The organism is Chryseobacterium indoltheticum (assembly GCF_003815915.1).
GTDB classification, from domain to species: domain Bacteria; phylum Bacteroidota; class Bacteroidia; order Flavobacteriales; family Weeksellaceae; genus Chryseobacterium; species Chryseobacterium indoltheticum.
Genome location: NZ_CP033929.1, coordinates 523,748 through 538,515 on the forward strand (window position 1 = coordinate 523,748; position 14,768 = coordinate 538,515).

General features: G+C 31.7%; 14 protein-coding genes. All 14 read right to left on the minus strand.

Annotated features, from left to right (window positions below; genetic code table 11):
- Positions 1–21: 21 nt before the first annotated feature.
- Positions 22–570 (minus strand): hypothetical protein, encoded by a 549-nt coding sequence (locus EG358_RS02505; protein WP_076561309.1) that lies wholly within the window; start codon positions 568–570, stop codon positions 22–24.
- Positions 571–706: 136 nt separating this feature from the next.
- A complete protein-coding gene (locus EG358_RS02510; protein WP_317043429.1) occupies positions 707–1,273 on the minus strand; it encodes a transposase in 567 nt (188 codons plus the stop codon).
- 144 nt (positions 1,274–1,417) lie between these two features.
- A complete protein-coding gene (locus EG358_RS02515; RefSeq protein WP_123890001.1) occupies positions 1,418–2,050 on the minus strand; it encodes a hypothetical protein in 633 nt (210 codons plus the stop codon).
- Positions 2,051–2,134: 84 nt separating this feature from the next.
- Positions 2,135–2,686, minus strand: coding sequence for a hypothetical protein (locus EG358_RS02520; protein WP_076561311.1), 552 nt, complete (start codon positions 2,684–2,686; stop codon positions 2,135–2,137).
- Between the two features lie 717 nt (positions 2,687–3,403).
- Positions 3,404–4,528, minus strand: a complete 1,125-nt coding sequence (locus EG358_RS02525) for a hypothetical protein (RefSeq protein ID WP_076561312.1) — start codon at positions 4,526–4,528, stop codon at positions 3,404–3,406.
- A gap of 61 nt (positions 4,529–4,589) precedes the next feature.
- A complete protein-coding gene (locus EG358_RS02530) occupies positions 4,590–7,919 on the minus strand; it encodes a hypothetical protein (protein ID WP_076561313.1) in 3,330 nt (1,109 codons plus the stop codon).
- 17 nt (positions 7,920–7,936) lie between these two features.
- Positions 7,937–8,296: a hypothetical protein gene (locus tag EG358_RS02535; protein WP_076561314.1), complete on the minus strand. Its 360-nt coding sequence runs from the start codon at positions 8,294–8,296 to the stop codon at positions 7,937–7,939.
- 287 nt (positions 8,297–8,583) lie between these two features.
- Entirely contained in the window at positions 8,584–8,772 is a 189-nt protein-coding gene (locus EG358_RS02540) for a hypothetical protein (protein WP_076561315.1), read from the minus strand.
- Positions 8,773–9,011: 239 nt separating this feature from the next.
- Complete coding sequence (locus tag EG358_RS02545) at positions 9,012–10,049, minus strand: patatin-like phospholipase family protein (RefSeq protein ID WP_076561316.1); 1,038 nt, start codon at positions 10,047–10,049, stop codon at positions 9,012–9,014.
- A 171-nt stretch (positions 10,050–10,220) separates the two neighbouring features.
- The gene (locus EG358_RS02550) at positions 10,221–10,898 is read right to left on the minus strand and encodes a hypothetical protein (protein WP_076561317.1); all 678 of its coding nucleotides are present in this window, start codon (positions 10,896–10,898) and stop codon (positions 10,221–10,223) included.
- An 11-nt stretch (positions 10,899–10,909) separates the two neighbouring features.
- Positions 10,910–11,584, minus strand: a complete 675-nt coding sequence (locus EG358_RS02555) for a hypothetical protein (RefSeq protein ID WP_076561318.1) — start codon at positions 11,582–11,584, stop codon at positions 10,910–10,912.
- Positions 11,585–11,595: 11 nt separating this feature from the next.
- Complete coding sequence (locus tag EG358_RS02560; RefSeq protein WP_076561319.1) at positions 11,596–12,309, minus strand: hypothetical protein; 714 nt, start codon at positions 12,307–12,309, stop codon at positions 11,596–11,598.
- Positions 12,310–12,320: 11 nt separating this feature from the next.
- Entirely contained in the window at positions 12,321–13,034 is a 714-nt protein-coding gene (locus EG358_RS02565) for a hypothetical protein (RefSeq protein ID WP_076561320.1), read from the minus strand.
- A gap of 152 nt (positions 13,035–13,186) precedes the next feature.
- Positions 13,187–14,728, minus strand: coding sequence for a hypothetical protein (locus EG358_RS02570; RefSeq protein WP_076561321.1), 1,542 nt, complete (start codon positions 14,726–14,728; stop codon positions 13,187–13,189).
- Positions 14,729–14,768 lie beyond the last annotated feature (40 nt).

Consider the following 14,768-nt stretch of genomic DNA (forward strand, 5'->3'; position numbering starts at 1 on the left):
CTGACTGCTTAATTATAACTATTACTGTCCGTAATCTATAAATGAATCTTTATTTATAAACAGTTGAAAAGTAGTATTTGTGATTTCAATTTTTAAAATAGGACTATTATCTATTGTAAAAGTTGTATTATTATTTGAAGAATTTTCATTAAAGTTTTTTCCCTGTAAAGCTGTTCTAACAATTGATTTGATATTTGCAAATGAAGACATAAATTCAATAAAAAGATTGTCTAAATATTGAGTGTCTATTCCAAAGTCGTTTTTAACACCAAATTTAAAGTTAAAATTTATCTTTTTTATATCCTTTCTTTTAGAAATTTCTTCTTCAGTTTTAATATTATAGTTTACAATACTATTCCAGATAGGTAACGGATTAGCATATTTGTTTTTAAAAATTTTGATTATTGAAGATAATAAATCCTTTAATGGCACATTCAGTAGGATTTCTTCTAAAGAAAATTCTTTTTCTGTATTTACTATAGTCATTGGATCGCCATGTCCATCCAATACAGTTCTATATTTTTTGGGGGTTATATAATATAGAATTTCTAAGTCTTTTTCTGTTATCATATTTATATTTTTTTATAGTGTATATATTCAATTCTGTCGGGGAAATGCTCTAATAATTTTTTAATCCATAAATCTGCAACATCCAATGAATTAAAGTCCCCGCTGCCGCACGAATCCTTTCGTGTGGTCAGTCATCTTAAAAGTCAAACATTCTAAAAACCACAATGTCATCCAACATTCCTTTTTCATCAGAATAATCAATTGCGTTACTGTATCTATAATCTTCCGCACGAAAAACCAAACCTGTTTCAACTGGATTTTGGTGCACGTAATTTATTTTTTGATTGATTACATGATTGCTCCACAACTCAATAGGTTTATTATCATGTCTCCAAAATTGATATTGATTTACGTTGGAAGTTTTTGCACCTTCTTTAAGAAAGAAATTCAAGAGAAATTCTTTTCTGCTTTCTATAGGGTTTTCTTTTATAGTATTAACAATTGTCTTGCTTGTAAATCGTTTGAAATCACCAATCAGAAGTTCTGGTTTCTGACCATCGATACTTCGAAAAACTAAATGTACATGGCTTAACATAACGCACCATGCATTTATTTCTAAGCCTTTATTCTTCTGACAAAATAAACTATCTAAAAGAATTTCTTTGTATTCATTTAGGATAAATACATCAAGCCATCCTACGACAGGAAAACTTATGAAGTATAAACCTTCAGGATTATGAAATTTGCAATTTCTGCTCATCATTGTATGTTTTTATAAAGGTAAAAAATAGTACAATCTGAGTAGTTAGAATTTAAAATAATAAGCCACACGATGTAATCGTGCGGCAGCGCGGGGCTCAAACGAGACAGATTTTTTAATTTACTAAGTTTTTAAGAATTTTTATACCTACTTTTTTACTTCATATACATAAAAATCACCATGTTCCTGGTCAGTCTTTGAATTATAGTATTCATGAAAAATAAACAATTCAGGACTTTTATCATTATTAATATCCATGCTTCTGAAAGTAATCCAATTCCTATCATTACTTTCTTTAATAGGCAGCTTATATTTTTCATAGCCTTTTATATCCATAAAATATTCTTTGCCATTTTTTCTAATCTGATAATCTTTTGTTGTCCAATCACTCGTATTATTATACTTCTTCTGAAATTCTACAAAATTAGTAAAATCTAAATTCATCAATTCTGATTGAAATTTAAATGCCTTTAAGGCCTTAATAGAATCATTATTTTTGATTAAAGGTAAGATATTGTCAGTGTTTTTTATTGGTATACCATTTTTCCAAACTTTAAAAAAATTATCATTAATGTATATACAGAATAAGCTGTCATTAGTATAAGCAGTAGCGTTATCGGTATACGTTTGCTCTTTGAAGAGTTTACTAATTTTTATTTGTTTATGTTTATCTTTTGTACTTTCTTTTGTACAGGATACAAAAAATAAAAAAATGCAAAAAAAACTAAATCTCGGCAAGTATTTTTTTAATGCCTCCAAATTCATTAAGTTGAACATCATAGGTAATAATTTTTGTGTGTTTAGGGTCTCCCGGTATAGGGTCTTTAATTTTAATCATAAGCAAGCTGTATTAAGTAAATAAGGCTAACGTAATCTTATTTTGTAAATTCCAAAATAATCATTTAATGAAGGATCAAATGCAAACTTTTGATGAGTAATTAAATTTTCAATCACAACAATATCATGATCTTTGAAAAAAGAAGAATTAAAAAAAGGATGAATATTCACATCGCAAAAATAAATCTCTGCAATGTAAGGTGTTGCGACCCACTGCCTTTTCATATTTTGTCTTTCCAAAAGATAATTACATATAGATGTTGCAAAAGTAGCATAGCCAATACAATTAGTTTTTCCATAATTTATTAACAAATTCGGATCAGTATTACATTTTGCAAAAGTGAAATTTAACTTCTCAGACGTACATTTCTGAGAAGTATTAATAATTTCGCTCAAAAATGTAGTTGGATATCTATTATTTTCGTTAATAATCATAATAATATTTTCATCACGCATTTTATGCGATGCTCTTTTTTTATCAATTTTGTAAGAAAAGAGAGCACAAAAAATGCTCTCTCTATTAAAGATGATAATTAAAAAGAGTGATCCTAAAAAAATACGGGTTTTGTATTTTTTCATGATAAATATTAACTTTTGTATGTTACAGCTCCTGTAGAAAAAAAGTATAAAAATTATTTTAGAAATGGAAAGAATTAATAATATTATCCAATATAGTCAATGTATGAGACTTCGCTCTTGCTTTTTCCATATTAATGTGACTAATACTATAGGAATTTGCAACCATTCAATTAAAATACTCAAAATAAATGGAAATTTATCATTAATTGATAAAACATTATAGAGACTCCCTTCATAAGTCCAAACACTATAAAATAACAAAAAAAGAATAAATTGTTATTGTATAATTTATTAACCAAAACCATCTTAAATTTTTCATTCTATTATTATTCTTAAAGTACTAGCTACAAAAACCCAGTTAAAATAATACCATATATAAATGAAAAAAAAGTTGAAATAAGAAAAAAGTACAGAATATAAAATATATACTTATTCGTTAAATTATATTTTGTAATAATAAAATTTGTTAAAATTTGTATTAAAAAAAAGATTGGGAAAAGTAAACTACCAATTACTGCATCCATAATTTTTTGTTTCCCCTGGAAGAATACTATTATTATAGAAATAATAAGAAATATTACAAATAAAACTAAGTTAAACTTGATAATCTTAACTTGATTTTTTTTAATAAAAAAAATATATTCCCAAAGAGAAGTATCAACAAAATGAATATTGTTATTTCCATAAATTAATTTGACTAAAGTTAGAAAATTAATTTTATATTTTCTTATCTAAGGCCTTTTTTATTCTATCTCTTTGCATACAAACTCTGCATCCTTCTCCCGAACCGATTTGATGATTTGGATTTTTCTTTAGTTTTTCAATAAATTTTTTATAATAAGAATCACCCTGCTTATAATACGTTACCAAGATTGCCTCTTGTTTTTCTTGCTTAAATTGTTTTATGTAACTATCAAATAAAGTTTTTGCTTTTTTTATTACTAAAGTAGCTAAGTGTACAGTTCCATCGTTAGATCTAATATAGTCAACCAGATCAGTATAATCCCAGTTTTTCTTTTTAAAAGTTTGTGGATATTGATTATATAATTCTTTTGCTGTTTCAAGTTTGATATTACCAATCCCCAAATCGTGTTTTGTAGAATTTAATAACTTTTTGTTAGAGTTTATAAATGCGTCAAACTCAATTGCAAAGTTTGGCATCCAATTAATCAGAACATCGTCTTGAAACCAATCTACGGATTTCCTCCACCCTTTTCTCGAATTATATTCGTCAGCAATAGCTCCTGCAACTGCAATTTCAGGAACTTTATACAATTGAGAATAAAATTTAATCAAATCTGAAATTTCTGAAATTGTTTTAAAAACATTGCTTGTATAAGGAAAATTATCTTCACTAACATCATCTTTAGAATAGGGAAAATTAATCTCTGGTTTACATCCATCTATTGTTTTTAAATCAAACTTAAGAATTAGTGGATTTTTATACTCAGCATAGATTTTTGAATTTAAATAATTTATTTTGCAATAAAATTCAAGTTCTTTATCTTCTCCCCATTCATAAAATAAATCCATGAAATCTTCTTTTATCAAAAACTTTACTGATAGTCTATTACTATTTACCTGAAGTGTTTTCGAATCTAATAGCCGATCTTCTACCTTATTTTTTTCATAAAGGAAAACAGTCATTTTGGTATTCTTTTGAAAAGAATGCAATGATATATTCAGTGTTGCAAACTGCCCAAACTTTATATTTCTTGATGCCCAATTGGCTCCGACAAAATACTTCTCATTTCCACTATTTATTGATTTTTCATCTGTATTGGAATTCCCTAACCCTAACGCTTTAATTTTAGGGATTCCTAATGCTTTTACTGTACTCATTTTTTCATAATTTTAAAGTTAAAAATAAAATGGCGGCAGTAAAACCGCCATTCTTTATTAATTATCCTAAAGTACTTTCCGTTTTGTCAGAACGCTGTAATTGTATGTCTCTAGGCTCAAAACTTGTCGTGTCTTCAAGCTCCGAAGGATTTTCACAATTTTCATGATCTGTTTCAGGGAAAATCGGTAGTGGTTGCTCCACTGGTAATCCTGTGGATTTATCCTGAAGAATAGTCAATGTCGTAGGCATTCTGGTAATCCAGAATTTACCTTGAGCTTCTCCGGTTGGCTGTCTCATTTCGTCTACGATAGACATATACATTGGGTCTCCGATGACAGGAACTTCGCCGCCATTCCAAATTTTACCTGTTGTCAGGAAAAACTGTACAGCATCTTCAAATCCCGGCTTAACAGTTACCACCACTCTTGCCATCCCTGCCTGAAGGAAACTTCTGAATAGTGGGTCGACGCTTTCCGAAATATACATATCCTGCCATTCCTTACGGTTTGCCCAGTAATATGGATAGAAAGTATAATCCATCACTTCCCATTCAAATGCCTGTTCCATGAACTTCGCCAAAGCCGTGTATTTATCAAGATCCTCACCTAAGTACACCTGATAGTTCTCCATCAAAGTGTCTTTCTCTGATCCGTTGGTCATTACCTGTCCTAATACATTTAAATAATCCTGAAGCAGATAAGCAATACAATTGTGCTTTAAGACATCATGCTCCATGTATCTGTAGAATTTTCCAACTTTATCCTTTGCTTCCTCTTCTTTAGCTTTTTGTTCAGCATCTAATCTTGCTTGTTCTTCCAGGAATTTCTTATACGCTTCTTCATATGCAGCAATGATCTTTTTATACTGCTCCATTCTCCATTGCGCCAAATATTCTTCACTTAGCTGACAGGTAATTTTCGCTGAGATTCTGTAATGGTTAATATTTTCTCCACCAACGCCCATTGTGACATTTCCCTGAAGGTTAAGACCTCCTTTTGTATCATTGGTGTTGATATCACCGCGAGCACTATAAGAATTATCCCATCCTGCAAGATTAGAATATCGTATTGTTGCCGCCATACTTTGAGCTCCTCCCCAAACACTCTTCTTTTGTCTGTTTCTTTTAGCAAAACATGAAAAAACGACTGTTCTTCCGACGTAATTTGCAGGAATTTGAATAGCACTGATATCAGTTCCGAAACCATTATCTGTATTTGGTGAACCGTTAGCATCATGATTAATTTCGAGGCTTTTCTTTAAAGTTTCATCCAAGGTTACTCCATAGATATCGGCCCAGTACTGTAATTTCGTATCTGTTACAGCCTTCATATCTCTCATGTTCCAAGGTTCCGGAGCTGTTCTAGGGTCTACCGGAGCTTTCAGAATATTTCCTTTTGCCACAGTTAAAGCCAAACGATGCAGTTTAGCCGGTTCTGGAACCATAAATTCAAACATGGTACGCTTACCGTAATTATAGATCTGGTTTTTATATTTCATATCAACCCATCTGTATACTCCCGTAATATGCTGTGGCGGCTCATTTCCTACAACAGATTTACCTCTGTTATCAAATTCGTGAACGTTGGTCTCCGTATATTCTTTGATGATTTTCTGAATTCTTTCCTCATTGATTTTTGTCAGAACTCTTTCCATTGCTCTTTCAGTAATCTCCTGAGATTTCATTACCGCCTGGCGTGTACTGTCATGCTGTGCCGTATTGTTAGCATAATCAGCACCGATGTCAAATTTCATCGCATTATCATTTCCATAACTGAAACGCGTGTAGGCGGTAATACTTTGCTGCTTGTCTAATTCCTTCGCCACCTCAGTCTGCATGTCAGTTCTGGATGTTTTAGAAGTATCGGAAACTTTTTCAGTTTCAACAGATTTGGATGTTGTATCTGTAATCTCTGAATATTCTCTTGAAACAGAAGACTTGTGGCGTAATTCGCTGGCCATGACGTTTTCTATATTCGAAACTAATCCAGGTACGTAGGCGTGGACACTTTGTACCACTTTCAAATAATCTGCTATACCTAATCTCTTAATGCCAAAATGTTGTCTCACTTTTGGCTCTTTAACATACGGTTCTTCAACAGGAATTTCTCTTCCTGGTTTTAATATAAGAATCCCGGTAAACATTTCATTATTCGGAACTTTAGAAAGTTCTAAATAGGCCTCTCTTCCATTGTTAAAATAAATATCGATTTTTACGGAAGAAATGGTTGTAAATCTATTGACTGCCAATGCGGGAAAGCTTACAACGCCATTATTTACGACTACATTACCGATACTTTCCTCATAATGCCCACTATTGAGTTCCATTGTAATTTTTGCATTGGCAACGCTCCACGAGTTGTCTTCAACTTCGAGAGAAAAATTGACAAAACCATTATTAGGAACAAAAGCAGATCTGTACCAGTTGGAAATAAAACTGTATGCTAAATGAGTTCTCGCACGCGAATTTGCAATCGGAACAAGAGCTCCTCCGATGTTGGCGTATTGTGTCTGTGGAAGATTAGCGTTTTCCATTGCAATCCTTGATTCTTCAGACATTTGATTTTGTAATTCAGTGAAAACATTGTCGAATCTCAAGAATCTGTCATCTATTTGAAGCAACTGTGCTCCTACTCGTAATTCTGTTTCTGAGACAAACTCTGGTTGTAAATCTGCTGCGCCTTTAACAAAGATTTCAGGAACTAATTGTTGAATAGAAAATAGTTCCATGAATAGTTCCAGTGATTCGGCTGTAAGCTTTGCCTGAAGATCAGTGATGTTGATCTCGCTCGCATAAGAAAACTCAAATGCCGGAACTTCTAATTCTCTTAAACGTTCATAAAGTCTTCTTAATTCTTCTTCCGATCCTTTTTGTTCTTCAAGGAGTTCGATTTGAGCCTGTACGGTATCATACTGGTCCTGTTGACCTTCATAACTTCTTGTGTAAGCAATGAATGCCGAATTATAGGCTTTATAATAAGAAGCATGATAAGACTGCCGAATTTTATCCAGTTCAGAATTTAATTTTTCTAATTTTGTTTTTCTAAGAATAGCTTTGGTAGCGGCCAAATCAATTTTAGCCTCTGTTTTTATTCTTTCTTGAGAACTCTCATTAATCACTGATGCTTCAGTCGAAGTCGATCTATTGGCCAGTACCGCTGAGCTTGCTTGATCTTCACCAAATAGATATGTTGGAAGAACAACTTTCGCATTGAATGCATTTTCAAGTGGTTTTTTGCCGCCATTTGCTTTGATGACATCGTCATCAATATGAATATTCTGTGCAAATCCCAGATGAATTGCTTTAAGGATATGAGTGATTGCTTCTTTTACATAAAAGTCTTTTTGTGAAATAACCTGATAAATAAAATTATTCCATAGTTTTTCAAACATTTTTATTGCATCAACAGTTAGCTCTTGTTGATCATTAAGCTTTTATAATATTCTTTAGTAAGACTCCAATCTATGTCTTCAAGTTTTTCTTGTTTTGAAATTTTTCTGCCAATAATTAAAAGTTGGCTAAATGATCCTGTTTCAAGTTCTTTCTCTGATTTAATAGCTTCAGCATCAAAATACCTTATTTTTGATGACATGGCGTTTAATTTCAAGGTTTTGGCTAATCTTGCCGAAACTGCTTCATCAAATAATCCTTTTGCTCCTGAAGGTCTATGAATAAAACCTAGATTTCTTCTTTTTATTTCTGTAAGTTGTGGGTTTCTTAAACTCACGAATCTAAATAACGTCTGAGACGCATCGTTTTTTGATTTCATTTGTATTTTTTTTATTTTTAAGATTAAAATTTTGAAGTGTCTTTTTATTAGATTTACTTCAGGTTTCAGCCTTATTTTTTTAGGTGGTTATTGGCTAGGTATTCCACCTTCATTTAATTTTCAATCATTTTATTGTGTTTTTAATTGTTGTTTTAAACATAGTTCTGGCTGTTCGGCATTTTGAGAATGCTGAATAAAACATGTTCGTAAAAATTTATAATGGGTTGTGTTGTTTTGGTATATTAAATTTAAGACGTCACAACGACAAAACTTGACGTATTTAAGAATTAAATGTCATTCTTATTCGTTTCAAATTCTTCCTCCAGAATGTCATTTTCAAAATCTTCTCTGAAGAAATTTTCAATATCATCAAGGTAATTTTCGTAATCTATTTCTGTGTTTTCGATATCAGTCCAGCTAACGGTGTAAAGATCCTGATTAAAAAAGATGTCTGAATTGTGATTTGGTGTTTCCATGTTTTGTGTTTTTAAATGTTAGTGCTTTTTGAGAATATTTTAGGCTGTTCAACATTGTTTAAATATTGAATTTAAAAGGTTCTCTAAAGGTTTTTTAAGATTTTCTTATGCCTTTGTTTATTACAAATCTAATTGGGAAGAACGACAAAACTTGACGTGTTTTTAAATTTAAAAAATTTAATTTTGTTGTTCAATTATAATAGAATAAGCTTATAATGATTGATTATAATCTTAAAAGCTTATATTTTATTTTTAATGAGTTTCTGTACAATTTGGTTTAAAACATCTCTGTTGTCATCAATATAACCCAATCCTGCCTGAATTAAATTTTCAATATTTGATCTTCTTACATTATCCATCGCAGGAGAAGCATTCTTCAACGAAGGATTTAGGCGATAATAGTTTTTCTGATTTCTGGATCCTAAAGTATTGAACATCTGGCAAAGCTGATAATCTACCGTTTCTGCATTAGCAGACATCAGAATATCAATAATCGGAGTGACCCAGCCCAGCTTTCCTGCTTTTTCCATTTTTTTGAAAGAATAGCGTTTTGATTCAATTCCGGTTCCGATGGAAATAATAATCATATCATTTACAGTCGGATAATTGGCTTTTTGATGATTTTTTAATACTGCTGCGAAGGGAGTTTTTCTTGCTTCCGCATAAGCACAAAGTGCCGGATTATTGGCAAACATTCCACCGTCAATTAAACTAAAAACCTGTCCGTACATCGATTTAATCTGAACCGGAGTAAAATAAGTTGGCGCCGCTGAAGTTGCTCTGCAAACATCTTTCACGTAAAAATTATCCGTAATTAAATTTGCTTTCCAAGAATTAAATAATTTTGCTCTTCTGTTTTCTATGTCATAGCTTGTTATTAAGCAGGGTTTTATGAGTTCTTTTAATTCTAAATTTCCAAAAAATTCGTTGAGGTTTTTTTCGAGGGCTTCCTGAGAAATCTTTTCATTCAATAATCCAAATGGGTTGATCAGTTTTTCCCAAAAAGAAACCTGAAATATATCGCCACCTTTTTCAGAATACAATTCCAAACCTTTCTGAATAGAATATTTTGCTTTTCTGTGTTCATCGGGACACAAAATAATCGCTGCAATCAATGCTCCCGTGCTGCTTCCTGCCACCAGATCAAAATAATCTCCAAGCTTTGCACTTGGTTTGTCATTAATCTGCAGCTGCTCTTCTATGTAGCGTAAAATAATGCAGGTAATAATGCCTCTTATTCCGCCTCCATCTAAAGAAAGTAGGGTTGTCTTTTTCATTTTTCTACTGTTATTTTGGTAGAATAAAGATAGTAGCGGGAGGCGACAGAACTTGACGTGTTAAATGAAAATTAGTAAATTTTATAAAGAAATATGTAAAGTTTTTTATGTAAATAATAACCTCTTATTTAAGTTATTTGTTGGGTACGATTAAAATTAATTTAAAGATTATTATTTCGACTTATTCTTATTTCTATATTCTGTTATTTGCAGCGTATCATCAAAAATTACAATGCGGTAATCATTTTTCTCATCTTTTTTATCTAAAACATAGATGTCATAATAAACCTGCGTTGGATCTTCGTATCTATGATTTACTCTTCTTGCAATGGCTTGTCGGGTATCATAAATGTCTATTCCTTTGGTTTTTAACAGAAACTCTCTAATGTCGACAAAGCTGTGCTTGAATTTTTCTTCATAGTTGGTTATTTTAATAATCTTTCCATTCTCGTCATATTCATAGCTTTTGTTTATAGATTCTTGCCGAAATGTGGTAGACCATCTTCTGAGCTGTCCCTTATAATCATATTTTTTTCTGATTACAAAAGGATTCCATTTTTTTGAAATTTCTTCTGCGTATTCACCATCTGAATCCGGAGAATCTCTTTTAGGTAAGCTATATCTTTGTCTGATATTTTTCCCATTTTCCGTAAATTCAAAATCATAGTGCCCTTCTTTTATCCTTCTTTCATTATATTTTTTAATATCAAATCTGGAACTATCTACTGCAGGTTTTTCTTCTGCTATTATTTTTGCATTTTTACTTTCTGTTTTTTCTGCTGTTTTTGCAGTACAGGAAAATAATAAACTAAAAAAAAATATAGAAATAAATGGTGCTATTGTTTTCATATTGTAAGCAATTATTTCGACTTATTCTCATTTCTATATTCTTTTATTTGCAGTGTATCATCAAAAATTACAATGCGGTAATCATTTTTCTCATCTTTTTTATCTAAAACATAGATGTCGTAATAAACCTGCGTTGGATCTTCGTATCTATGGTTTACTCTTCTGGCAATGGCTTGTCGGGTATCATAGATGTCTATTCCTTTGGCTTTTAACAGAAACTCTCTAATATCAGTAAAGCTGTGCTTGAATTTTTCTTCGTAGTTGGTTATTTTAATAATCTTTCCACTCTCGTCATATTCATAGCTTTTGTTTATGGGCTCTAATCTGAATGTTTGCGACCACGCTATTAGCTGTCCTTTAAAATTATATCCTTTACGGATTACAAAAGGATTCCATTTTTTTGAAATTTCTTCTGCGTATTCACCATCTGAATCCGGAGAGTCTCTTTTAGGTAAGCTATATCTTTGTCTGATATTTTTCCCATTTTCCGTAAATTCGAAATCATAGTGCCCTTCTTTTATCCTTCTTTCATTATATTTTTTAATATCAAATCTGGAACTATCTATTGCAGGTTTTTTTTCTGCTATTATTGCATTTTTACTTTCTGGTTTTTCTGTGGTTTTTGCAGTACAAGAAAATAATAAACTAAAAAAAAATATCGAGATAAATGGTGCTATTGTTTTCATATCGTAAGCAATTATTTCGACTGATTCTCATTTCTATATTCTGTTATTTGCAGCGTATCATCAAAAATCACAATGCGGTAGTCATTTTTCTCATCTTTTTTATCTAAAACATAGATGTCATAATAAACCTGCGTTGGATCTTCGTATCTATGGTTTACTCTTCTTGCAATGGCTTGTCGGGTATCATAGATGTCTATTCCTTTGGTTTTTAACAGAAACTCTCTAATGTCTGCAAAGCTGTGCTTGAATTTTTCTTCATAGTTGGTTATTTTAATAATCTTTCCACTCTCATCATATTCATAGCTTTTGTTTATAGATTCTTGCCGAAATGTGGTAGACCATCTTCTGAGCTGTCCCTTATAATCATATTTTTTTCTGATTACAAAAGGGCTCCATTTTTTTGAAATTTCTTCTGCATATTCTTGTGTGTCTTCTTTTTCTTGTTCAGGAAAAACAGTCCATTGTCGAACGGTTCTGTCATCAGCTATCTCTTCTTCGTATTGAGCATCAAACCCTGATTTTTTAAAATTTTCTTTAAATAATTTTTGTTTGTATGCATTTGCCTCAAACTTCTTTATATCAAAACGAGAACTATCTAGTGCAGGTTTTTCTTCTGCTATTATTTTTGCATTTTTACTTTCTGGTTTTTCTACCGTTTTCGCGATACAGGAAGTTAATAAAAAGCTAGAAATAATTAACGAAATGAATGGTGCTATTGTTTTCATATCGTAAGCAATTATTTCGACTTATTCTCATTTCTATATTCTTTTATTTGCAGCGTATCATCAAAAATCACAATGCGGTAGTCATTTTTCTCATCTTTTTTATCTAAAACATAGATGTCGTAATAAACCTGCGTTGGATCTTCGTATCTATGATTTACTCTTCTGGCAATGGCTTGCCGGGTATCATAAATGTCTATTCCTTTGGTTTTTAACAGAAACTCTCTAATGTCGACAAAGCTGTGCTTGAATTTTTCTTCATAGTTGGTTATTTTAATAATCTTTCCATTCTCGTCATATTCATAGCTTTTATTGATGGGCTCTAATCTGAATGTTTGCGACCACGCTATTAGCTGTCCTTTAAAATTATATCCTTTACGGATTACAAAAGGATTCCATTTTTTTGAAATTTCTTCTGCGTATTCTTGTGTGTCTTCTTTTTCTTGTTCAGGAAAAACAGTCCATTGTCGAACGGTTCTGTCATCAGCTATCTCTTCTTCGTATTGAGCATCAAACCCTGGTTTTTTAAAGTTTTCTTTAAATAATTTTTGTTTGTATGCATTTGCCTCAAACTTCTTTATATCAAAACGAGAACTATCTAGTGCAGGTTTTTCTTCTGCTATTATTTTTGCATTTTTATTTTCTGGTTTTTCTACCGTTTTCGCGATACAGGAAGTTAATAAAAAGCTAGAAATAATTAACGAAATGAATGGTGCTATTGTTTTCATATTGTATTTTATACTTTCAAAAGTAATTAAAAAAAATATACACTTATTATATTTCAACATCTGAAAATTTATTGATGAAAATGCGCTCAATATAAATAAACAAGCATGAGTTGTCATATTGAAAGGATCTTGATGGGATGCGGTAAATGCTTCTATTTCGGATCACTTTCTATTTCTGGAATATTCTTATTGGCAATTTTCCATTGCCATCTCCAGAGAGTCTCTCTTTCTCCTCCTTTTACTGTGCCGTCTGGATCTACTGCTCTGTAAGACATGTAATTATCTGTTGATTTTTCCTCGAAAGTACACAAGATTTTTGATGTAGGAATTGGGTTTTCGTCTATATGAGTATGATAGATCCCTAATCCGTGCAAAACTTCATGAGCCAGAGAAGTATCATTTGCTCTTTTGGCGCTATTCAGGCTGTTGAAGAGCATTGCCGTATTTTCGCCGATGTTTTTTACCTCTCCTTCTACAGCATGATTATCAAAAAAATAAGAGGAACGATAGGTCTGAAATGAATCTTCCCGAAAGGCAAATACCGTAAAAATATTATCAATAAGATACTGCTCATCAACTGTTTCTTTGGAATTTTTATAGAAAGTCCTTTTTAAAAGATTTTGGTTTTTTGAGATATAAAGTTTTTTCACATAATCGTGGCAGTCGCTGTAAGCATAGCTGTGGAATATCCCGCCATCTGTCCATTTAACAGTCGGAATGGTTTTATGAAAAATATACTTTCCATATTGATCATTACCAAAATTGTTTTTTATAATTTTAAAGTTATCATTATCCGATAAATCCAATAATGGAACCTCCAAAATATTTGGAAGTATCAGGCATTGGTACATTGCTTTTCTTAAAGCATCGACTTCTGCAGGTTCTATCTCGCCGGTATTAGCATTTGGGGATGGTACGTTTTTAATATTTGTTTTAATATTTACCAACGCAAAATTCACATTTTTTCTTACTTTTTCGTTGTTTTGCAATACTGTAATTTTTCCTGCAAGAGATCTCTTGTACTTTCTATCCTGCGGATAGGCGTAGATTTTAATTTCCTTATTGCTGTCCAGATCTTTTTTGCAGATAATGGTAATTTCTTTTGTTTTAGATTGATGTATTCCTCTATCTGCAGATTTATCGGCAAGTATTTGCGGTGTAATGTCGAAAAGAGTGGTGTCATATTCAAACTTTAGAACAGAGTTCCTTGCAATTTCCACTATAGCAGAAAGTGTAACACTAAACTGGGGTTGTACAAAATCTTTTGGAAGTTTCATCGCTTCTACTGTTTCTTTTGAAAACATAGAGAGATACGGAACCTGATAATTTTTTTCTTCCCTTTCTTTTTGGCTTTTCCTGAATGACAGATTAATTGAGATCTCTTCATACATATCTAAAAAACGGTTTATTGCCTCATCAGTCTTTAAGTTTGTTTTTCCGTCTTTGTACCCGCTTTCAATAAAAGATTTGTACATTCCGCCATAAGATTGCCCATTATCATTTTTCCGATACCAATCGTACCCAAAACTTCCGTCGTATGTTTTATATACGGTTCTGAATTCTACGACCGCATGCAGAAAAGGCTTTTCTTCCGATGCGTTTTCTAATAAACTTTTTCCGATTGTACTTGTTCCTGTGGGGTTATTAAGTGATAGTGCTTTCACAAAAGTAAAGCCGTTGTAAATATTATTCATTTGTGTTTATTTTATTTTATTTGTTCTTAAATATTACTTT

Coding starts and splice junctions, on each gene's coding strand:
- EG358_RS02505 (WP_076561309.1), bottom strand. CDS start 570: ATGATAACAGAAAAAGACTTAGAAATTCTATATTATATAACCCCCAAA.
- EG358_RS02510 (WP_317043429.1), bottom strand. CDS start 1,273: ATGATGAGCAGAAATTGCAAATTTCATAATCCTGAAGGTTTATACTTC.
- EG358_RS02515 (WP_123890001.1), bottom strand. CDS start 2,050: ATGATGTTCAACTTAATGAATTTGGAGGCATTAAAAAAATACTTGCCG.
- EG358_RS02520 (WP_076561311.1), bottom strand. CDS start 2,686: ATGAAAAAATACAAAACCCGTATTTTTTTAGGATCACTCTTTTTAATT.
- EG358_RS02525 (WP_076561312.1), bottom strand. CDS start 4,528: ATGAGTACAGTAAAAGCATTAGGAATCCCTAAAATTAAAGCGTTAGGG.
- EG358_RS02530 (WP_076561313.1), bottom strand. CDS start 7,919: ATGTTTGAAAAACTATGGAATAATTTTATTTATCAGGTTATTTCACAA.
- EG358_RS02535 (WP_076561314.1), bottom strand. CDS start 8,296: ATGAAATCAAAAAACGATGCGTCTCAGACGTTATTTAGATTCGTGAGT.
- EG358_RS02540 (WP_076561315.1), bottom strand. CDS start 8,772: ATGGAAACACCAAATCACAATTCAGACATCTTTTTTAATCAGGATCTT.
- EG358_RS02545 (WP_076561316.1), bottom strand. CDS start 10,049: ATGAAAAAGACAACCCTACTTTCTTTAGATGGAGGCGGAATAAGAGGC.
- EG358_RS02550 (WP_076561317.1), bottom strand. CDS start 10,898: ATGAAAACAATAGCACCATTTATTTCTATATTTTTTTTTAGTTTATTA.
- EG358_RS02555 (WP_076561318.1), bottom strand. CDS start 11,584: ATGAAAACAATAGCACCATTTATCTCGATATTTTTTTTTAGTTTATTA.
- EG358_RS02560 (WP_076561319.1), bottom strand. CDS start 12,309: ATGAAAACAATAGCACCATTCATTTCGTTAATTATTTCTAGCTTTTTA.
- EG358_RS02565 (WP_076561320.1), bottom strand. CDS start 13,034: ATGAAAACAATAGCACCATTCATTTCGTTAATTATTTCTAGCTTTTTA.
- EG358_RS02570 (WP_076561321.1), bottom strand. CDS start 14,728: ATGAATAATATTTACAACGGCTTTACTTTTGTGAAAGCACTATCACTT.